This window comes from Frondihabitans sp. OV104, assembly GCF_057787745.1.
The window spans coordinates 2,968,991-2,987,637 of sequence record NZ_CM173541.1 but is presented as its reverse complement, the minus strand read 5'-3'; the positions used below and the strand labels follow the sequence as shown (position 1 = coordinate 2,987,637).

At 71.3% G+C, this 18,647-nt stretch carries 18 protein-coding genes; 11 read left to right on the top strand and 7 right to left on the bottom strand.

The window, feature by feature from the left end; translation table 11 throughout:
* The first annotated feature begins 156 nt into the window (after positions 1 to 156).
* From AC3CBB_RS13980 to AC3CBB_RS13950, 7 genes are all read left to right on the top strand, one after another.
* Positions 157 to 1,287 (top strand): hypothetical protein, encoded by a 1,131-nt coding sequence (locus AC3CBB_RS13980; protein ID WP_123505813.1) that lies wholly within the window; start codon positions 157 to 159, stop codon positions 1,285 to 1,287.
* Positions 1,284 to 3,281 carry a GMC family oxidoreductase gene (locus AC3CBB_RS13975; RefSeq protein ID WP_488625060.1) on the top strand — a complete coding sequence of 666 codons (1,998 nt, stop codon included), beginning with the start codon at positions 1,284 to 1,286 and terminating at the stop codon, positions 3,279 to 3,281. The genes AC3CBB_RS13980 and AC3CBB_RS13975 overlap by 4 nt, the downstream gene beginning before the upstream one ends.
* Complete coding sequence (locus AC3CBB_RS13970; RefSeq protein WP_488625059.1) at positions 3,278 to 4,924, top strand: GMC oxidoreductase; 1,647 nt, start codon at positions 3,278 to 3,280, stop codon at positions 4,922 to 4,924. The genes AC3CBB_RS13975 and AC3CBB_RS13970 overlap by 4 nt, the downstream gene beginning before the upstream one ends.
* Positions 4,921 to 5,979, top strand: a complete 1,059-nt coding sequence (locus AC3CBB_RS13965; protein ID WP_488625058.1) for an alpha/beta hydrolase — start codon at positions 4,921 to 4,923, stop codon at positions 5,977 to 5,979. Before AC3CBB_RS13970 ends, AC3CBB_RS13965 begins: the two co-directional genes overlap by 4 nt.
* Positions 5,970 to 6,644, top strand: coding sequence for a hypothetical protein (locus tag AC3CBB_RS13960; protein WP_488625057.1), 675 nt, complete (start codon positions 5,970 to 5,972; stop codon positions 6,642 to 6,644). Before AC3CBB_RS13965 ends, AC3CBB_RS13960 begins: the two co-directional genes overlap by 10 nt.
* 99 nt (positions 6,645 to 6,743) lie before the next feature.
* Complete coding sequence (locus AC3CBB_RS13955; RefSeq protein WP_488625056.1) at positions 6,744 to 7,382, top strand: DUF308 domain-containing protein; 639 nt, start codon at positions 6,744 to 6,746, stop codon at positions 7,380 to 7,382.
* Entirely contained in the window at positions 7,379 to 7,669 is a 291-nt protein-coding gene (locus AC3CBB_RS13950; RefSeq protein WP_123505807.1) for a hypothetical protein, read from the top strand. The genes AC3CBB_RS13955 and AC3CBB_RS13950 overlap by 4 nt, the downstream gene beginning before the upstream one ends.
* Positions 7,670 to 7,817: 148 nt before the next feature.
* Here AC3CBB_RS13950 and purB read toward each other — a convergent pair whose 3' ends face one another.
* The 3 genes from purB to AC3CBB_RS13935 are packed head-to-tail and all read right to left on the bottom strand — an operon-like array spanning position 7,818 to position 10,161.
* Positions 7,818 to 9,197 (bottom strand): adenylosuccinate lyase, encoded by a 1,380-nt coding sequence (purB, locus tag AC3CBB_RS13945; RefSeq protein WP_488625055.1) that lies wholly within the window; start codon positions 9,195 to 9,197, stop codon positions 7,818 to 7,820.
* Positions 9,194 to 9,748: a low molecular weight protein-tyrosine-phosphatase gene (locus AC3CBB_RS13940; RefSeq protein WP_488625054.1), complete on the bottom strand. Its 555-nt coding sequence runs from the start codon at positions 9,746 to 9,748 to the stop codon at positions 9,194 to 9,196. Before AC3CBB_RS13940 ends, purB begins: the two co-directional genes overlap by 4 nt.
* A gap of 5 nt (positions 9,749 to 9,753) precedes the next feature.
* Positions 9,754 to 10,161: a phage holin family protein gene (locus AC3CBB_RS13935; RefSeq protein WP_123505804.1), complete on the bottom strand. Its 408-nt coding sequence runs from the start codon at positions 10,159 to 10,161 to the stop codon at positions 9,754 to 9,756.
* 53 nt (positions 10,162 to 10,214) lie between these two features.
* Between AC3CBB_RS13935 and AC3CBB_RS13930 the strand changes: the two genes are divergently transcribed.
* From AC3CBB_RS13930 to AC3CBB_RS13915, 4 genes are all read left to right on the top strand, one after another.
* Positions 10,215 to 11,279, top strand: coding sequence for a histidinol-phosphate transaminase (locus AC3CBB_RS13930; RefSeq protein WP_488625053.1), 1,065 nt, complete (start codon positions 10,215 to 10,217; stop codon positions 11,277 to 11,279).
* Between the two features lie 50 nt (positions 11,280 to 11,329).
* Entirely contained in the window at positions 11,330 to 12,475 is a 1,146-nt protein-coding gene (locus AC3CBB_RS13925) for a thiamine pyrophosphate-dependent dehydrogenase E1 component subunit alpha (protein ID WP_123505802.1), read from the top strand.
* Between the two features lie 65 nt (positions 12,476 to 12,540).
* Positions 12,541 to 13,506 (top strand): alpha-ketoacid dehydrogenase subunit beta, encoded by a 966-nt coding sequence (locus AC3CBB_RS13920; protein WP_488626750.1) that lies wholly within the window; start codon positions 12,541 to 12,543, stop codon positions 13,504 to 13,506.
* Positions 13,507 to 13,516: 10 nt separating this feature from the next.
* The gene (locus AC3CBB_RS13915) at positions 13,517 to 14,878 is read left to right on the top strand and encodes a dihydrolipoamide acetyltransferase family protein (RefSeq protein ID WP_488625052.1); all 1,362 of its coding nucleotides are present in this window, start codon (positions 13,517 to 13,519) and stop codon (positions 14,876 to 14,878) included.
* A 109-nt stretch (positions 14,879 to 14,987) separates the two neighbouring features.
* Here AC3CBB_RS13915 and AC3CBB_RS13910 read toward each other — a convergent pair whose 3' ends face one another.
* From AC3CBB_RS13910 to AC3CBB_RS13895, 4 genes are read right to left on the bottom strand one after another with little or no spacing between them, the layout of a single operon-like run.
* A complete protein-coding gene (locus tag AC3CBB_RS13910) occupies positions 14,988 to 15,713 on the bottom strand; it encodes a hypothetical protein (RefSeq protein ID WP_488625051.1) in 726 nt (241 codons plus the stop codon).
* Complete coding sequence (locus AC3CBB_RS13905) at positions 15,710 to 16,627, bottom strand: ABC transporter ATP-binding protein (RefSeq protein ID WP_488625050.1); 918 nt, start codon at positions 16,625 to 16,627, stop codon at positions 15,710 to 15,712. The genes AC3CBB_RS13910 and AC3CBB_RS13905 overlap by 4 nt, the downstream gene beginning before the upstream one ends.
* Positions 16,628 to 16,679: 52 nt before the next feature.
* Positions 16,680 to 17,330 (bottom strand): response regulator, encoded by a 651-nt coding sequence (locus tag AC3CBB_RS13900; RefSeq protein WP_123505797.1) that lies wholly within the window; start codon positions 17,328 to 17,330, stop codon positions 16,680 to 16,682.
* Entirely contained in the window at positions 17,327 to 18,565 is a 1,239-nt protein-coding gene (locus AC3CBB_RS13895) for a sensor histidine kinase (protein ID WP_488625049.1), read from the bottom strand. The genes AC3CBB_RS13900 and AC3CBB_RS13895 overlap by 4 nt, the downstream gene beginning before the upstream one ends.
* Positions 18,566 to 18,647 lie beyond the last annotated feature (82 nt).

Sequence of the window (18,647 nt, the reverse complement as noted above, 5' to 3'; positions counted from 1 at the left end):
TCGCGGGTTCGAGCAGGTGCTCCGGTACAGATATCGCGAACGTAGCGGGGAAGGCTGGGAAGGCGCCTCCGGCGCGCTGTGCGTCCGTCTTAGCCCGGTGCATCCTTCTCCGATCTGTAATATCTGACACTCTGCATTTTGGTAGACTCGTCCGTCATGACCACACCCACCTCACGGCACCTCGCCGTCACCACGGTCGCCGCCGCCATCGCGGTATCGGCGGTCGTGCTCCTCGTCGGCGAGGCGCTGCCGCTTCTCGCGGGATGGGTGATTCCCACCGTCCTGGCCGCTGCGACGGCGGCGCTCGTCGTGCGGGGGCGGCTCCTCGCGTCCCGGGGCCAGGTCGAAAGCGCCCGGGCCCTCGCCGGGTGGGCCGGGGTGGCATCCGCGTTCGCCCTGTCGGCCGGGTCGACCCTGGCCGGGATCGGCGGCGGCCTGCTGGTCGCGCTCGTCGCCATCGTCGCAGTGAACGCCGTGCTCGCCCTGTGGTTCCGCTCGCCTGTCCACTTCGCGGCGACGCAGTGGCTCGCCTTCGTCTGGTCGGCGATCGCGCACGTCTACGGGGTGTTTCCGCTGGCCGGGATCGTGGCCGCACTCGCCGGCGTCTGGTGGACCAGCGCCGTCGGCCTGTCGCGCACCGTCGTCGTGTCGACGACGATCCTGATTCCCCTCACCGCGGCTCTCGCCGTGCACCCGCTCACCCACGACGGCCCGGCGGTCGACGGGGCCGACGTCGCCACGCTCGCCGGATTCACCGCCCTCGCCGTCCTGATCGGGGCGCGACGGGTCGACCGCCCCACCTACGAGCGCCTGTGGCCGCTGATGCGGCTGACGGCGTCGGTCGTGCTCGTCGCGCAGATCGCGCTGGGCGGCATCCCGGCCGTGGCCGGCCTCCTCGAGCCGCGCTCGCCGTGGCCGGGTCTCCTGCTGGGCGTCGCGTGCCTGTGCGCGGCGATCGTCGTGGCTCTGCTGAGCGACGTGCGGCCCCGCACCCACCGGGTCCTCGAGTACTGCGGGTTGCTGATCGCCACGGTAGCCGCGGCCGTGCTCGGCGGTGCGACGGCGGCCACGGTCGTGGCGGCGCTGTCCCTCGCTGTCCCGGCCGTCGTCGACATCGTCCTCCGGCGCGAGGCGACGTCGACCCGGCTCGGCATCCTCGTCGCCGTCGGGCTCGCGTTCGTCGTCGTGGCTCCGCTCCCCTTCGCCGGGGTCGTCCTCGTGCTGTTCGCTCTGTCGGCCGCCGTCGCGGCGCTCGGCCTCGGTCTCGACAGCAGGAACTCGCGGTGACCCGCCCCACCGTCACCCGCCGCGGCTTCGTGGCCGCCGGGGTCGGCGCGATCGGCGCCGCCGCGGCCGTCGCAGGGGTCGCGTCGGCGCAGCCGGGGTTCACCCCGCGCGTCGACGCCGGCCCGCGCCGCCCGGTGACCGACACGAACGCCCTCGCCGACCGCGACGAGTTCGACTACGTCGTCATCGGCGCAGGAGCAGGCGGCGGCCCGGTCGCCGTCCGTCTCGCCGAGGCGGGTCACAGCGTCCTCGTCGTCGAGGCGGGGCCGGCGAAGACCGACGCCGACGTGTACTCGATCCCCGCCTTCCACCTGTTCGCGTCGAGTGATCCCGAGATGAGCTGGGACTTCCACGTCCGGCACTACACCGACCGCGCGCTGCACGGCTCCGCGTTCGTCCGGGAGGAGGACGGCGTGCTCTACCCTCGGGCGTCGACCCTCGGCGGGTGCACCGCGCACCACGCGATGCTCATGCTGGCGCCCGAGAACGACGACTGGGACCGCATCGGCCGGGCGATCGGCGATCCCAGCTGGAACGCCCTCGGAATGGCGCCGTTCGAGCGCCGGGTGCGGGAGTGGCTTCCCATCGAGACGTCACCGGCGACGCTTCTCGCGAAAGACCCCGTGCTGGCGCGGATCGTCACGGCGGCCGTGGTCGACACGGCCGGTCAGGCGGGGCCCGCCACGGCGGTCGACGCGGTCAACGGCCGTGTCGGGGGCACCCTGTTCGACCCCAACGACCCTCTCGCCATCGAATCGCTCCGTGAGGGCGCGACCCTCGTGCCTCAGTCCACGCGCGACGGCCGCCGCTACGGCGCCCGCGAGCGGCTCCTCGAGGCGGCGCCCCGTCTGGCCGGCACCCTGTTCTTTCAGACCGACGCGCTCGTGGAGCGCATCGTGTTCGACGAGGGCGGCTCGCGGCCGAGGGCGGTCGGGCTCGACGTCCTGCTGGCGCCGAACGCCTACGGGGCGAGTCCCCGTCAGCGCATGCTGTCCCACACCGAGCGGCGGGCGGCTCGACGGCGGGTGACCGTGCGCCGCGAGGTGATCGTCGCGGCGGGCGCCTTCAACACGCCCCAGCTGCTGCTGCTGTCGGGCGTCGGCCCCGCGGCTCACCTGCGCGAGCACGGCATCGAGCCCGTCCTCGACCTCCCGGGCGTCGGCGCGAACCTCCAGGACCGCTACGAGATGACGGTCGTCACCGAGTACGACCGTCCGTTCTCCGTGCTGCGCGGCGCCACCTACGGCGCTCCCGGCGACCCCGGCGTGGCGCAGTGGCGTGCCGACGACCCGAACGCGCTCTACCGCTCGAACGGGATCCTCATCGGCATGAAGCAGAAGGTGGCGGGCGGCTCCGACCATCCGGAGCTCTTCGTCTTCGGCGCGCCGTCCAATTTCACCGGCTACCGGCCCGGCTTCGCAGCAGCCGGTCTCGCCGGCGGCACTCACTTCAACTGGGCCGTGCTGCGCGGCTACACGACCAGCAACCACGGAACCGTCCGCCTCCGCTCGGCCGACCCCACCGACACCCCGGCGATTAACTTCAAGTACTTCGGAGACGGCCGCGGCGGCCCCGAGAGCGACCGCGACCTGGCGGCGATGCGCGAGGGCATCGCCCGGGCGAGGAGCATCAACGAGACCGCTCGGCATCTCCGCTTCTCCGACGGGGTCACCGACATCGAGACGTATCCCGGGCCCGACGTCGAGTCCGACTCCGATCTCGACGACCTCATCCGGCGCGACACGTGGGGGCACCATGCCAGCTGCAGCGCCCGCATGGGGAGCGACGGCGACCCGATGGCCGTGCTCGACTCGCGATTCCGGCTGCGCGGGGCCGACGGGGTCCGCGTGGTCGACGCCTCCGTCTTTCCCGAGATCCCCGCGCTCTTTCCCCTCATGACCATCTTCGCCATGGCCGAGAGAGCCGCGAGCGAGATCATCGCCGACTCCGTCCGCAGCGATCGAGCGGCATCCACCGAAGGAGGCGCCCGATGAGCGCACTATTCACCCGGCTCGCGAGCGACGCGATGCCTGCCGACTGCGAGGTCGTCGTGATCGGCTCCGGCTTCGGAGCGTCCGTCGCCGCTGCCCGCCTCGCGCCGCAGGTGGCCGACGGCGACCTCGTCGTGCTGGAGCGCGGCCGAGAGTGGCTGCCCGGGGAGTTCCCGACCGAATTCTCGGAGGTGAGGTCGTCGGTCCGGACCAAGCGGAATCCCGACGGGCTGTTCGACCTCACCTTCGGCCGCGACATCGACTCGCTCGTCGCCTCCGGTCTCGGCGGCGGCTCACTCATCTACGCGAACGTGCTGCTCGAGCCGCGTCCCGAGGTCTTCACCGAGGGGTGGCCCGCCGAGATCACTGCCGCGTCGATGGCCCCGTGGTTCGACCGCGTCCGGGCGATGATGCGCCCGGAGACGTGGCAGGGTCCGACGTTCGCCAAGGCCGCGGCCCTCGGCAGCCTGGCCGACGCCCATGGCACGGCGTCGACGCGCGTGCCCGTGGCCATCAACCTCACCCGGCCCGAGCCTCTCAACGCTCACGGCGTCGTGCAGCCGCAGTGCACCCTCTGCGGCAACTGCATGACCGGCTGCAATGTCGGCGCCAAGGGCACGCTCTGGACGAACTATCTTCCGGCCGCCGTCCGGGCCGGCGCCCGTCTCGTCACGCGGGTCGAGGTCGAGACCGTTGCGCCGTCGCCTCACGCCGGAAGACGGTGGGTGGTCCGCGGGCGCCGGTACGAGCAGCGCGGTCGCCGCGCGACGGCTGTCCCGTTCGAGGTGAGCTGCGACCTGGTGGTCTTCGGTGCCGGGGCGATCGGCACCACCGGCATCCTCCTCCGCAGCACCCAGCTCGATCTCTCACCCGCGCTCGGCGACCGCTTCTCGGGCAACGGAGACGCGCTCGCCGTGGCCTACAACTCGACCGACCGGCGCACCGGCCTGGGCGCCGCCGACCAGCTCGACCCCGACTTCCGGACCGGCCCGACCATCACCGAGATGGTCGATCTGCGGACGCCTACCGGCGGGCACCTCGTGCAGGACGGCGCGATCCCGCACGGCATCGGCGAGATCCTGCGGCGGATCCTCGGCGCCCGGTTCGCGCTGCAGCGCGACCAGAAGGTGTGGTGCGACATCCGCGCGGGCGGCTGTCCGCCCGGCTGCGGCGCGCTGGAGCACTCGCAGGTGTGGCTCGCCATGGGAGGCGACGGCTCCCGGGGACGGATCATCCTCGACCGCCGCGGAGCACCGCGCGTGGTCTGGCGCGACTCGGGCACCCACGGCGTGTTCGCCGCCGAGGCCAGCGACATCGCGCTGCTGTCGGAAGACGCCGAGGCGACCCTGGTCGCCAACCCCCGGCATGCTCTGATGGCGCGCGGGAAGCCCTCGTACACGCCGATCACGGTCCACCCTCTCGGCGGCGCCGTGCTCGCCGACACCGCCGACGCGGGTGCCTGCGACTCCCGCGGGCGAGTCTTCGACGGTCGCGGCGGAGTCCATGCCGGGCTCTATGTCGTCGACGGCGCCCTCTGCCCGACCTCGACCGGTGCCAACCCGTCGCTGACCATCGCCGCGCTCGCCGAGCGGATCACGGCCGGACTCGTCGCCGACGACCTCCTGCGGCTGCGAGCCGGCGCATGACGCGCCTCGGCCGCGCTCTCGGCGTCCTGCTCGCGGTGGCGTCCGTCGTCGCGCTCGCGGTGCCGGTCGTCGCTGAGGCGGGTCCGATTTCCGCGCCCGCCGGCGTCGTCACGCTGCGGGCGGACCCCGCCTCGGTCGTCCCCCGACTCGAGACCGGCTGGCTGTCGGTGCCCGACCTCGGGTCCGGGGCGCACCGGGTGCGGGTCGGCGTCGTACCCGCGCGCGGGGCGGAGGTGGCGGAGGTGCTCTTCCTGCACGGCCACGCCGACCGGCTCGACAACCACCCCGCGCTCTTCGACGAGCTGAGCCGGGCGGGCGTCCGCGTCGTGTCGTTCGACCTGCCGTCGCACGGCCTCACCGATGCCGGCCCCATCGACGTGTGGAGCTTCGACGACCTGTCCGAGCTGGCGGCGCGCGTCGCGGCAGCGACGTCGACCGAAGACGACACGCCGTTCGTGCTCGCCGGCTGGTCGTTCGGCGGGCTGCTCGCCACCCGCATCGCGCAGAGCGCCGATCTCCTGGCGGCGTTCGACCGGCCGGTCTCCGGACTCGCGCTGGAGGTCCCGGCGCTCGCCCCGTATCCGGCCGCGGGAGGGGACGGGGTCTCCCGACTCCGCGCGCTCACTCACGACCGCAGTGCTCCTGTCGCCGGGCCGCCGAGCCCGGCGTCGCCGCTGCTCGACCCGCTCTTCGCCGGGCGCCTGCTCGTCGAGGCCGAGCTCGCATCGGCGAGGCCGCTCCCGGCCGGCATCCCCGCTCTCGTCGAGCTCAGCGACCCCGCGGACGACCTGTACGTCGACACCGCCGCGGTCGCCCGATGGGCGATGGGCCGAGCGGCTGCGGCCGGCGCCGACGTGACTGTCCGCACCTGCGCCGGGGCCCGGCACGGCCTCGACTTCGAGGCGTACCCGCTCGGCCCGGCGGCTCGCGCCGACCTCGTCGACTTCGTCCGAGCGGCAGCGGAGGGGCGCCCCGTGATCGAGGACCGTCCGAGCACGCACAGCTCGACCACGCAGGACCCCGCCGTACAGAAAGAGGTAGCGCCATGTCGCTGACCACCGCAGCCCAGCGCGCCACACCAGTCCTGGCCCGGTTCACCGAGCGGATGGTCGGCGGTGTCACGGCCGTCACCGGCGCTGAGCCCGTCGACGTCCCGGGCCGTGCCGATGCGGTGGGCGACGACATCGTCGCCCAGGCACGGGCGGCGGGGCTCGGAGTTCCTGCGCCCTCGCGGGTTCTCGACCTCGACGGGCTCCAGCTCCGCGTCGGCGTCGTGCCGGACGGCCGCGACGGCTACCGCTCCACGGTCGCGAGGGGCTCGGCGCGAGGGCTGCCCGGGTTCTCGGCCCGGCCGGTGCTCGCCGGATTCGCCGACCTCCTTCCTCGGGGCGGCCCCGGCGATCGCCGCATGTACTATCGGCTCGTCGTCGGGCCGGTCGACGGTCCGCTTCTGGTCGAGGGCGTCAAGGTGATCCGCGGCAGTCGGCTGCGCGTGTGGCAGCAGACCACGACGCTCTACACCCGGGTCTCGACGCTCGCGTCGGAGCACGACATCGAGACGGTGGTGGCCAGGCCCGACCGTCCGCTCGTCGGGGTCGTGCCCGTGGCCGCCGGAGTCCTGCGGATCCGCCCGGCCGACCTCGTGCGCCAGGTGCTGAGCATGCGCGGGCGGATCCCCCGGTTCCTCGTCGGATTCGCGTGGCGCCTCGCCGTGCGGTGAGCGGCCCGGTCGAGAACCCTCGGCGCCGAGCAGCCTCGGCGAGCGGCCGGTTCGGCCCGGGGTAAACTCGATCGTCCCCAATCCACCGGAAGAAGAAACGTGACGGCCCACCAGCTAGACGCCGCGAGCGACTCGCGCTACTGGCCCGTCCCCATCCTCCGGGCGCTGCCGCTCCTCGTGCTGGGCATGGTCACGACCTTCGTGAACGACCACTCGCCGAACATCGGCCTCACCACCTTCGGCGCCACGACGGTGGCGGGCGGCGTGATCCTCGCCCTCGCGTCGTACCGCTTCCTCTCCGACCCCAGCAGCCGGCTCATCGCGATCGTCCAGGGCGCCGTCGGCGTCGCCTTCGGGCTCGTGGCGCTGCTCGTCCCGACCGGCGGCCTCGTGCTGCTCGTCGCCGTCGTCACCGGCTGGGCGCTCATCACCGGCGTGCTCGAGCTCGTCGCAGGGCTTCGGCGTCGCGGCCGGAGCGCCCTCTCGCGCGACTGGATGATCGTCGGGGGACTGACCCTGCTGCTCGCCGTGATCTACCTGATCGTGCCGACCGACTACTCGAAAGAGCTCGGCGGCATCGAGAAGATCCAGGGCACCCTGACCTCGTCGACGATCCTGGTGGGCTTCGTCGGCGCGTACGGCGCGCTCGTCGCCGTCTTCCTGATCATTCAGGGCCTGTCGCTCAAGTGGCAGACGGGCACGCACGAATCCAGCACCGACGGAGCACACTCCTCATGACCACACCCAGCCGCCGCGAACGCGTCCGTCCGGCCGAGCTCCTCGGCCTCTCGGCGGTGTTCGCCGTCTTCACCGGCCTGATCGTGCTCCTGGCGACGCGCGAGCTGAACCTCGCCGGCATCTTCCTCTGCATCGCGTTCATCCTCGCGGTCGTCGTCCTGGCGATGCTGTCGCTCGCCTCGAAGCCGAACGACGCCGAGATGCACGAGATCCGCGACGAGAACGGCCGCATCAAGGGCATGCTCGAGAGCGACGACGACGACCGCCACTACCCCCGCGGCCACTGAGTTCACCCCGGCCGAGGCCCCTCGCCGCCCCCCTCCGAATTTCAAGGAGAAATTCGCCGGCAACCCCGGCAGATCAGCATGCCGGGCGTCGCGACAGCAAAAATCTCCTTGAAATTTTCTGCCGGGCGCAGGAACTCAGCGCACGCACCTACCGCAGGTAGCTCACGAGCGACGCGGCGAGACCCGTGTACGTCGCGGGTGTGAGCGCCGTCAGCCGTGCCTTGGCGGCGTCGCCGATGTCGAGCCCCTCGACGAATGCGACGAGGTCGGCCTGCGAGACGCGGTGGCCGCGCGTGAGCTCCTTGAGCAGCGCATAGGGATCGCTGATGGTCGAGCGGCCGGCGGTGATCTCGGCGCGGATGACGGTCTGGATCGCCTCGCCGAGCACCTCCCAGTTGCCGTCGAGGTCGTCGGCCATGGCGTCGGCGTTGATCGAGATCTCGCCGAGGCCGCGGGTGATGTTGTCGAGGGCGAGCATCGAGTGGCCGAAGGCGACGCCGATGTTGCGCTGCGCCGACGAGTCGGTGAGGTCGCGCTGGAGGCGGCTCGTGACGAGGGTCTCGGAGAGCGACGAGAACAGGGCGCTCGACAGCTCGAGGTTGGCCTCGGCGTTCTCGAACCGGATCGGATTGATCTTGTGCGGCATGGTCGACGAGCCGGTCGCGCCGGCCACCGGGATCTGGGTGATGTAGCCCATCGAGATGTAGGTCCAGATGTCGGTCGCGGCGTTGTGGAGCACGCGGTTGGCGTGGGCCACGCGGTCGTAGAGCTCGGCCTGCCAGTCGTGCGACTCGATCTGGGTGGTCAGCGGGTTCCAGGTGAGGCCGAGGCCATCCACGAACGAGCGCGAGACGGAGACCCAGTCGATGGCCGGGTCGACGGCGACGTGCGCCGAGAACGTGCCGGTCGCGCCCGAGAACTTGCCGAGGAACTCCGAGCCCGCGATCTGCGAGCGGATGCGGCCGAGGCGGTAGGCGTAGACCGCGAACTCCTTGCCGACGGTCGACGGAGTCGCCGGCTGACCGTGGGTGTGCGACAGGATCGGCGTCTCGGCGTGCTTCTCGGCGAGGCCGGCGAACAGGGCGATGACGTGGTCGAACCGGGGCAGCCACACCTCGAAGACGGCCTGCTTGACCGTGAGCGCGTAGGAGAGGTTGTTGATGTCCTCGCTGGTGGCGGCGAAGTGGGTGAGCTCGGCGATCGACGCGAGGCCCAGATCGGCGAGGCGGGCGCGGACGTAGTACTCCACGGCCTTCACATCGTGGCGCGTGGTGGCCTCGAGGGTGGCGAGCTCGTCGATGTCGGGCTGGCCGAAGTCGGCGACGACCTGGCGGAGCGCGGCCTTCTGGTCGGCGGTGAGAGGCGGAGTTCCGGCGAAGGAGCGATCGGTCTGCGCGATCAGCCACTCGATCTCGACGTGGACGCGGGCCCGGTTCAGGCCGGCCTCGCTCAGGAACTCGCCGAGTTCGGAGACAGCGGGACGGTAGCGGCCGTCGAGCGGGCTGAGGGGCTGGGGAGGAAGGCTCATGAGGTGGATCCCTGTCGGAGTGCTGGTTCGATCTGCCGGAACAGCGCCGTCGACGCGTGCTCGACCATGTCGAGGACCGTCTCGAACATGGCGGCATCGGAGTAGTAGGGGTCGGGGACGTCCGTCCCGTCGCCTGCGCCCGTGGCCGCGTCGCGGTCGAAGCTCAGCAGCAGCTGCACCTTCGACCGGTCGGCCTCGGTCGGAGCCCAGCCGCGGAGGATGCGCTCCTGGCCCCGATCGAAGACCACCACGAGGTCGTGGCGGTCGTGGTCGGCGGCCTCGAACTGCCGGGCCCGATGCCGAGAACCATCGTAGCCGCGCCTCTGGAGGGCGGCGACCGTGCGGGCGTCGGCGTGCTCGCCGACGTGCCAGTCGCCGGTTCCGCGGGAGCCGACGACCACGCGGTCGCCGAAGCCTGCCTCCTCGACACGAGCCCGGAAGACGACCTCGGCCATGGGGGAGCGGCAGATGTTTCCCGTGCAGACGAACACGACGCGGAAGAGGGGCGGGGTGTCGCCCTCCTCGTCGAACGCGCTCACCTCGAAGGCCATGGTGGTCAGGCTCGCCCGCGCACGTTGCCGAACAGGGGGCGGAGCACGAGGCCGATCAGCCAGCCGAGGATGGCCAGGACGAGCGCACCCAGGATGCCCCAGCCGAAGTTCTCGACGTCGAGGCCGAAGCCGATCACGTCGGAGACCCAGGCGACGACGAGGAGGAGCAGGCCGTTGACGACGAACGACACGAGGCCGAGCGTGAGGATGTAGAGGGGGAAGGCGACGATCCGGATGACCGTGCCGACGATGCTGTTCACGAGGCCGAAGATGAAGGCCACGAGCAGGTAGGTGAGGACGGTCGGCACGACGGTCTTATCGCCGAAGGAGTCGACGCTCACGTGGGGAGCGAGGAGGAACGTGGTCAGCCAGAGGGCGAGGGCGTTGATCACCAGTCGCACGAAGAATCGCATGGGCACCACTATGCCGACCCGGGGCCGTCGGTGGTAGCCCGTAGTCTTGCGGGATGACCGTTCCCGTTCGACTCCGCCCGGAGATCGCCGCCCTTCCGCCCTACCGCCAGGGCAAGCAGGCCGACGCTCACGCGTTCAAGCTGTCGAGCAACGAGAACCCGTTCGAGCCGCTCCCGGCCGTGCTCGACGTGCTCCGCGACACCCTCCAGGTCAACCGCTACCCCGACGGCGCGGCGTCGGGCCTCCGCTCCGTGCTCGCGGAGCGCTTCGGCGTCGGCATCGACGAGGTCCACGCCGGTGCCGGCTCGATCTCGATCCTGTCGCAGCTGCTCCTCGCGACGGCCCAGCCGGGTGACGAGGTCGTCTACGCCTGGCGCTCGTTCGAGGCCTACCCCGGCCTCGTGACGGTGACCGGCGCGACGAGCGTGCAGGTGCCAAACCGCGCCGACGGCAGTCACGACCTCGAGGCCATGGCCGCCGCCGTCACCGACGCGACGCGCCTCGTCATCATCTGCTCGCCGAACAACCCGACCGGCGAGGTCGTCTCGACCCACGACTTCGAGCGCTTCATGGCCGCCGTGCCCGAGTCGGTCCTCGTCGTGCTCGACGAGGCCTATGCGGAGTTCGTCACCGACGACACCGCCGTCCAGGGCGAGTCGCTCACCGAGAAGCACCCCAACCTCGTCGTGCTGCGGACCTTCTCGAAGGCGTACGGCCTGGCCGGACTCCGCATCGGCTATGCCATCGGCCCGGCCTATGTTCTCGACGCCGCGCGATCCACCGCGATCGCCCTCTCGGTCACCGCCATGGGTCAGCAGGCCGCGATCGCGTCGCTGGAGCACGAGGAGGAGCTGCTCGAGCGCGTGTCGCGCATCGTCCGCCTCCGCGATCAGGTGCGGCAGGCCCTGATCGACCAGGGCTGGGACGTCCCGAGGGCGCAGGGCAACTTCGTCTGGCTCCCCACCGGCGAGCACACGGCGCGCGCCGCAGAGGTGTTCGACCGCGCCGGAATCGTGGTCAGGGCCTTCGCCCCGGAGGGCATCCGGATCTCGATCGGCGAGTCGGCGTCTGTCGACAAACTCCTAGGAGCGGCCCAGGAGGTTGTCCGTAGCCTCTAGGTTCCGAGGAGGAGCATCCCTATAGGCTCGTCCTCATGTCATCTGACGCGATGGGGCACGGCGTGCGCCCGACAGCAGAGTCCGACCCGGGCGCCGCTCCCGTCCAGCTTCTGGACACCGCTGGCGTCCTCCAGGTCTCCGACGCCACCGCCGAGTTCCTCCCGGTGATCGAGGCCCTCTCGGACGACACCCTCCGGTCGTTCCACCGCGACATGGTGCTGACGCGACGCTTCGACGACGAGGCCGGCAACCTCCAGCGCCAGGGCCAGCTCGCCCTGTGGGTCCCGAGCCACGGGCAGGAGGCCGCGCAGGTCGGCTCGGCTCGAGCGACCCGGCCGCAGGACCACCTCTTCCCCTCGTATCGCGAGCACGCCGTGGGCATGGTCCGCGGCATCGACCCGGTCGACGTCGTCCGTCTCCTCCGCGGCAACACGCACGGCGGGTGGGATCCGGCAGAGCGCCAGAACTTCCACCTCTACACGCTGGTCATCGGCTCGCAGACGCTGCACGCCACCGGCTACGCGATGGGCGTCGCCATCGACGGCGACTACGCCACCGGCGACCCCGAGCGCGACACCGCCGTCATCACCTACTTCGGCGACGGCGCCACCAGCCAGGGCGACGTCAACGAGGCCTTCATCTTCGCCGCGAGCTTCCAGACGCCCCAGGTGTTCTTCCTGCAGAACAATCAGTGGGCCATCTCGGTCCCGGTGGCCACGCAGTCGCGCACTCCGCTGTACCTCCGCGGCACCGGCTTCGGCATCCCCTCCACGCAGATCGACGGCAACGACGTCCTCGCGAGCTACGCGGTGACGCTCCGCGACATGGACGCCGCTCGCGCGGGCGGCGGTCCCCGGTTCATCGAGGCGATGACGTACCGCATCGGCGCCCACACGACCTCCGACGACCCGACGAAGTACCGCACCGACGACGAGCTGCAGTCGTGGGTAGCGCGCGACCCGATCGTCCGCTTCGAGCTCTTCCTGCGCAGCCGCGGCGAGAGCGACGCCTTCTTCGCCTCGATCGAGGAGGAGGCGAACGACCTCGCCGAAGACGTGCGCAAGCGCACGCTCGCCCTCGAGAAGCCCGACAACGACTCGATGTTCCGCCACGTCTACTCGGAGCGGCACCCGCGCATCGACGAGCAGAGGGAGTGGCTCAGCAACTACGAGTCGTCCTTCGGAGAGACCTCATGACCGACGCCACCCAGACCCTCGCCGCCGCGTCCCTCGCAACCCCTGCGGCCTCCGCCCTTGAGACCATGCCGCTCGGCCGAGCGCTCAACGCGGGCCTCCGCAAGGCGATGCAGGACGACCCGCGCGTGCTCCTCCTGGGCGAGGACATCGCCACGCTCGGCGGCGTCTTCCGCGTCACCGAGGGCCTCAAGGCCGAGTTCGGCGCCAAGCGCGTCATCGACACCCCGCTCGCCGAGTCCGGCATCGTCGGCGCGAGCATCGGCCTCGCGATGCGCGGATTCCGACCGGTCGCCGAGATCCAGTTCGACGGCTTCATCTTCCCGGGCTTCGACCAGATCACCTCGCAGCTCGCCAAGCTGACGGCCCGCCACGAGGGGTCGCAGGCCTTCCCCGTCGTCATCCGCGTGCCCTACGGCGGGCACATCGGCGCCGTCGAGCACCACCAGGAGAGCCCGGAGGCGTACTTCGCGCACACCCCCGGCCTGCGCCTGGTCAGCCCGTCGACCCCGCACGACGCCTACTGGATGATCCAGGAGGCGATCAAGAGCGACGACCCGATCATGTTCTTCGAGCCGAAGAGCCGCTACTGGCCCAAGGGCCCGGTCGACTTCGCCTCGGCCGGAGTGCCGCTGCACGCGAGCCGCGTGGTCCGCGTCGGCACGGAGGTCACCGTCGTCGGCCACGGCGCCATGGTGAGCGTCCTGCTCCAGGCCGCCGAGATCGCCGCCGAGGAGGGCATCAGCATCGAGGTCGTCGACCTCCGCTCGCTGTCGCCCGTCGACTACGGCCCCCTGCTCGAGTCCGTCCGCAAGACGGGCCGCCTCGTCGTCGCGCAGGAGGCGCCCCAGAACGTGAGCGTCGGCTCCGAGATCGCCGCGACCGTCACCGAGAAGGCGTTCTACTCGCTGGAGGCGCCGGTGCTCCGCGTCTCGGGCTACGACACGCCCTTCCCGCCCGCGAAGCTCGAGTCGGTCTTCCTCCCGGACGCCGACCGCGTGCTCGAGGCCGTCGACCGCGCCCTCGCCTACTAGAAGGAATCCCGTGTCGACTGTCACGACCAGCAACGAGTTCCACCTCCCCGACGTGGGAGAAGGCCTGACCGAGGCCGAGATCGTCGAATGGCGCGTCGCGCCCGGCGACACCGTCGCCCTGAACCAGGTCATCGTCGAGATCGAGACCGCCAAATCGCTCGTCGAGCTCCCCTCGCCGTTCGCCGGCGTCGTCGACGCCCTGCTCGTCGATTCGGGCCAGACGGTCGCCGTCGGCGCCCCGATCATCCGAGTCGCGGGCGGCGAGATCCCCCGCACCCCCGCCGACGAGGTCCTCGAGGCCGAGGCCGAGGAGGCCGCGTATGCCGCCGCCTCGCCCGCCGCTGCCGCAGCCGACGAGGCCTCGGGGTCGGTGCTGGTGGGCTACGGCATCACCGGGGCCCACGGTGCGACTCGCCGACGCCGTCCCTCCAAGGGCGAGGCCGACGCGCGGGTGCAGCGGGTGGCCGAAGAGAAGCGGCGGCGGCCGGCCTCAGTTCCTGCGGCCTCGGCGCAGCCTGTCATCGTCAAGCCGCCGATCCGGAAGCTTGCGAAAGACCTTGGGGTCGACCTGTCGACCGTCGAGCCGACGGGTCTCGCCGGCGAGACGACTCGCGACGACGTGATCCGGCACGCGCGCCAGGCCAGCGTGTTCCACAACATCGAGACGCCCGAGTGGAGCGAGGAGCGCATCGAGCGGATCCCGGTCAAGGGCGTCCGCAAGGCGATCGCCTCGGCGATGGTGTCGAGCGCGTTCACGGCCCCGCACGTCAGCCTCTTCGTCGACGTCGACGCGACCCGCACGATGGAGTTCGTCAAGCGCCTCAAGAACTCCGCGCAGTTCGCCGGCGTGAAGGTCTCGCCGCTGCTGATCATGGCGAAGGCCGTCATCTGGGCGGTGCGACGCAACCCCACCGTCAACTCGGCGTGGACCGACCAGGAGATCCTGGTGCGTCATTTCGTGAACCTCGGGATCGCCGCCGCGACGCCCCGCGGCCTCATCGTGCCCAATGTCAAAGAGGCGCAGGCGATGACCCTGCTCGAGCTGGCGCAGGCCTTGGAGCAGCTCACCCTGACGGCGCGCGACGGCAAGACGCAGCCCGCCGACACCGCCGACGGCACCATCACCATCACGAACATCGGCGTGTTCGGCATGGACACCGGCACGCCCATCCTCAACCCGGGCGAGGTGGGCATCGTCGCACTGGGCACCATCAAGCTGAAGCCCTGGGTCGTCGACGGCGAGGTGCGTCCGCGCATGGTCACGACCATCGGCGCGTCGTTCGACCACCGGGTCGTCGACGGCGACGTGGCGTCGCGCTTCGTGGCCGATGTCGCCTCGGTGCTCGAGGAGCCGGCGCTGCTGCTCGACTGACGTCGGCGCGCAAGGGCCAGCTCTTCTTCTCCTGCCCACGATCGGGACTCGGCACAGCAGAATTCTGCGGTGCCGAGTCCCGATCGTGGTGCAGGCCCGGGTGCTGTATCTAGGCGTCGGTGCGGACCAGCCGCACGAGTGCGACCGTGCCGCACGCTGCCAGCCAGACGGCGAGCGCGAGCGCCGCTGCGAGAGCGTCGCCCGCCGTCGGCGCCGTCACGAGCCTGCCGCCGCTCTCGGCCACGCTGAAGTCGCTCAGGTAGCCGTCGCCGAGCCGGATGGCTCCGAGCAGGCCCGGCAGCAGGATCAGGAATCCGAGGATGCCAGCCACACTGCCAGCCGCGCTCCGGATCACCATGCCGAAGCACGCCGCGAACGCGCCGACGGCCGCGCCGTAAGCCGTGCACCCGGCGATGGCCGCGACATCGTCCGCGCGGGGCACGAGCCCGACGACCAGCATGCCGAGCACCGCGGACACCAGGCTCACAGCTGCTCCGGCGAGGGCGCTGACGACGAGCTTCGAGAACAGGAACGCGGCGCGTCGAGGGGTGGCCATGAGGCTCGGTCCGATCGTCTTCGTCGCATACTCGGACGAGCCGGCGACGGCGCCGATGACGCCGATGGCGGCGGCGCTGAACACCGTCGAGCCGAGCAGTGCGGCCGTCGGTGTCACTGCGATGCCGACCTGCAGGATCGCGCCGACGATACCGGCGGCGACGGCGATGACGAAGGTCCAGCGGACCGATGTCAGGCTGGTGAGCTTGAGCAGCTCGCTCCGGAGCGATCCGGCCCAGGATGCGCGGGGTGCGGTCTGCAGAACGGGAACGGCGGTCATCGGCTCGGCCTCTCGGTGGTGCGGTATTCGACCGTGTCATCGGTCAGTGCGAAGAACGCCTCTTCGAGAGACGTGCTGACAGGGGCGATCTCGAACAGGATCACGCCTGCCGTCGAGGCCATCCGGGCAATCGACGCGCTGTCGGGTCCGTCGACGACAGCCGTGTCGGCAGACTCGACGGTGACCGCGGCGCCCGCCGCCTCGAGGACGCGTGCGAAGCGCGCCATGTCGTCGCTGCGGACGCGGGTCTTGGGGTCGCCGGCCCCGCGGAGGACGTCCTCCATAGCCGCATCGGCGATGATCCGGCCGCGGCCGAGGACGATCACGCGGTCGGCCGTCTGCGCCATCTCGGCCATCAGGTGGCTCGAGAGGAGGACGGTTCGCCCCCTCGCCGCGAGATCGCGCGCGAGCGTGCGGACCCAGATGACGCCCTCGGGGTCCAGGCCGTTGACCGGCTCGTCGAGGATGACGACTTTCGGGTCGGCCAGCAGCGCTGCGGCGATGCCGACGCGCTGCCCCATCCCGAGGGAGAACGTGCCGACCTTCTTGCGGGCTACGGAGGACAGCCCCGCGTAGTCGAGGATCTCATCGACGCGGCGGTCGGGGATGCCGTGCGTGCGGGCGATGATCCGGAGGTGGTCACGGGCCGTCCGGCCGGGGTGCACGGCCTTCGCATCGAGAAGGGCCGATGCCTCGTGCAGCGGGGCCCGGGAGTCGACGTAGTAATGGCCGTTCACGGTGACGCGGCCGGAGGTGGGTCGGTCGAGACCGACGATCATGCGCATCGTCGTCGACTTCCCTGCGCCGTTGGGGCCGAGGAAGCCGGTCACGGTGCCGGGTTCGGCTCGGAATGAGATGGAGTCGACGACGGTCTTGTCGCCGTATCGCTTAGTGAGGTCAATCGCTTCGATCATTCCTCGAGGATATCAATCACTCCGTATTTTGCATATCGTCTCCTGGTACCACTCAGACGAGGCCGCGCTGGTACGCGTAGATGACGGCCTGGACGCGGTCGCGAAGCTCGAGCTTCGACAGGATGCGCCCGACGTGCGTCTTCACCGTCGACTCCGACAGGAAGAGCTCGGCGGCGATCTCCGTGTTCGACAATCCGCGGCCGATCGCGACCAGCACCTCGTGCTCGCGCTCGGACAGCGGCGAGTCGGCGTCGGTCGCAGCAGCCTGCGAGGGCAGCTTGCCGCGGTACATCTCGAGCATCCGCTGCGTGATTCGGGGCGACACGATGGCCTCGCCCGCGGCGACGGTGCGGATCGCCTGGACGAGATCGGCGGCGGGGGCGTCTTTCAGCAGAAACCCGCTGGCGCCCGCATTCAGGCCGCCGAACGCGTACTCGTCGAGGTCGAACGTGGTGAGGATGACGACCCGCGTCTCCGGGGCGGCCTCGGTGATCCGCTTCGTCGCCTCGATGCCGTCCATGCCGGGCATGCGGACGTCCATGAGCACGACGTCGGGCGAGAGCGCGGCGGCGCGCTCGACGGCCTCGGCGCCGTTCGTGGCCTCACCGACGACACGGAGCCCCTCGGCCGCGCCGAGCACCATCGCCATGCCGGCGCGGAGGAGGTCCTGGTCGTCGACGAGGAGGAGGGTCGTGTCGGTCATGGGGAGTCCTCTCGAGGGTGGTGAAGAGTCATGCGGACCCGCCAGCCGGCGCCGTCCCAGCGGGTCGAACCGGCTTCGACGGTCCCTCCGAACACGGCGGCCCGCTCGCGCAGGCCGACGAGGCCGCTGCCGGTGCCGACGGACGGCTTGGCGCCGACGAAGATGCCGTCGTCGGTGACGTCGACCGTCGACGACTCGGGCTCGAAGGCGAGCTGGACCAGTACGCGCGAGGGCTCGGTCGCGTAGCGCAGGGCATTGGTGAGCGACTCCTGGACGGCGCGGTAGACGGCCACCTGGAGGGCGACGTCGGAGGGCGCGTCTCCGGTGCGCTGGACGGCGACCGGCAGCCCTGCGCTGCGGTACGTCTCGATCAGCCGGTCGAGCTCGTCGAGCGACGGCTGCGGTGCCAGCTCAGCCGAGGAGTCGTCGCGGAGCACTCCGAGGAGGCGGCGCATGTCGCGAAGCGACTCCCGTCCGACCTCGCCGATCTGGCGCACCGTCTCGCGCGACTTCTCAGGGTCGGCGTCGGCGATCGCGTCGGCGCCGTCGGCGAGGCGCACGACGACCGAGAGGCTGTGCGCGACGACGTCGTGCATCTCGCGGGCGATCCGAGAGCGCTCGGCGGCGGCGGCGAGCTGGCCCTGCTGGTCGCGCTCGCGGGCCAGTTGCGCGGCGCGCTCGAGGAGAGCGTCGAGGTAGCGCTTGCGGTCGCCGATGTTGACGCCGATGAGGGCCGCGATGGCCAGGAAGAGGGTGAGGCCGATGGTCCCCTGCAATCCCGACCAGAAGGAGCGGTCGTGCATGATCAGGTGCGCCGCGCTCGTGGCGGCGATGAAGAGGACCACCGTGCCGGCCAGGCCCAGCCAGGCCAGCCGCGGTGAGCGGTAGACGGCCGCCGCGTAGACCGCGAACGAGGCCGCGACGAGGAGGTAGGGCTGGCCCAGGAGGGTCAGGGTCACGCCGAACGCCGCGATGACGGCCAGGGCGACGAGCGGCTGGCGGCGCCGGAGCAGGAGTCCGGCGCAGCCGATCAGCACGAGCGGCCAGGTGCCGTGCAGCAGCAGATCACCCTGGAACCCGAGACCGTCGCCGCTGAGCGCGTCGAGGTACTCGATGCCGAGCACCGGCAGGGCCACGACGGCGTCGACAAGCAGGGAGGGTCGCGCGAGAAGCCGACGAAAGAGCCCCGGCGGGCGCGGCAGCAGCAGGTCGTCTGCGGGCGCGGGGGTCGACATGATGCCAGCGTACGCAGGGCCGAGCCGCGCAGGATCGCCCCCCGGTTCCGCGCTCAGGCACCGCGGTACCACTGCTTTTGAC

Excerpts from the sequence above, each read along its gene's own strand:
- AC3CBB_RS13930 (WP_488625053.1), top strand. The coding sequence starts at position 10,215 with ATGACCGTTCCCGTTCGACTCCGCCCGGAGATCGCCGCCCTTCCGCCC.
- AC3CBB_RS13920 (WP_488626750.1), top strand. The coding sequence starts at position 12,541 with ATGCCGCTCGGCCGAGCGCTCAACGCGGGCCTCCGCAAGGCGATGCAG.
- AC3CBB_RS13905 (WP_488625050.1), bottom strand. The coding sequence starts at position 16,627 with ATGATCGAAGCGATTGACCTCACTAAGCGATACGGCGACAAGACCGTC.
- AC3CBB_RS13970 (WP_488625059.1), top strand. The coding sequence starts at position 3,278 with ATGAGCGCACTATTCACCCGGCTCGCGAGCGACGCGATGCCTGCCGAC.
- AC3CBB_RS13925 (WP_123505802.1), top strand. The coding sequence starts at position 11,330 with ATGGGGCACGGCGTGCGCCCGACAGCAGAGTCCGACCCGGGCGCCGCT.
- AC3CBB_RS13935 (WP_123505804.1), bottom strand. The coding sequence starts at position 10,161 with ATGCGATTCTTCGTGCGACTGGTGATCAACGCCCTCGCCCTCTGGCTG.
- AC3CBB_RS13940 (WP_488625054.1), bottom strand. The coding sequence starts at position 9,748 with ATGGCCTTCGAGGTGAGCGCGTTCGACGAGGAGGGCGACACCCCGCCC.
- AC3CBB_RS13910 (WP_488625051.1), bottom strand. The coding sequence starts at position 15,713 with ATGACCGCCGTTCCCGTTCTGCAGACCGCACCCCGCGCATCCTGGGCC.
- AC3CBB_RS13965 (WP_488625058.1), top strand. The coding sequence starts at position 4,921 with ATGACGCGCCTCGGCCGCGCTCTCGGCGTCCTGCTCGCGGTGGCGTCC.
- AC3CBB_RS13960 (WP_488625057.1), top strand. The coding sequence starts at position 5,970 with ATGTCGCTGACCACCGCAGCCCAGCGCGCCACACCAGTCCTGGCCCGG.
- AC3CBB_RS13980 (WP_123505813.1), top strand. The coding sequence starts at position 157 with ATGACCACACCCACCTCACGGCACCTCGCCGTCACCACGGTCGCCGCC.
- AC3CBB_RS13900 (WP_123505797.1), bottom strand. The coding sequence starts at position 17,330 with ATGACCGACACGACCCTCCTCCTCGTCGACGACCAGGACCTCCTCCGC.
- AC3CBB_RS13895 (WP_488625049.1), bottom strand. The coding sequence starts at position 18,565 with ATGTCGACCCCCGCGCCCGCAGACGACCTGCTGCTGCCGCGCCCGCCG.
- purB (WP_488625055.1), bottom strand. The coding sequence starts at position 9,197 with ATGAGCCTTCCTCCCCAGCCCCTCAGCCCGCTCGACGGCCGCTACCGT.
- AC3CBB_RS13950 (WP_123505807.1), top strand. The coding sequence starts at position 7,379 with ATGACCACACCCAGCCGCCGCGAACGCGTCCGTCCGGCCGAGCTCCTC.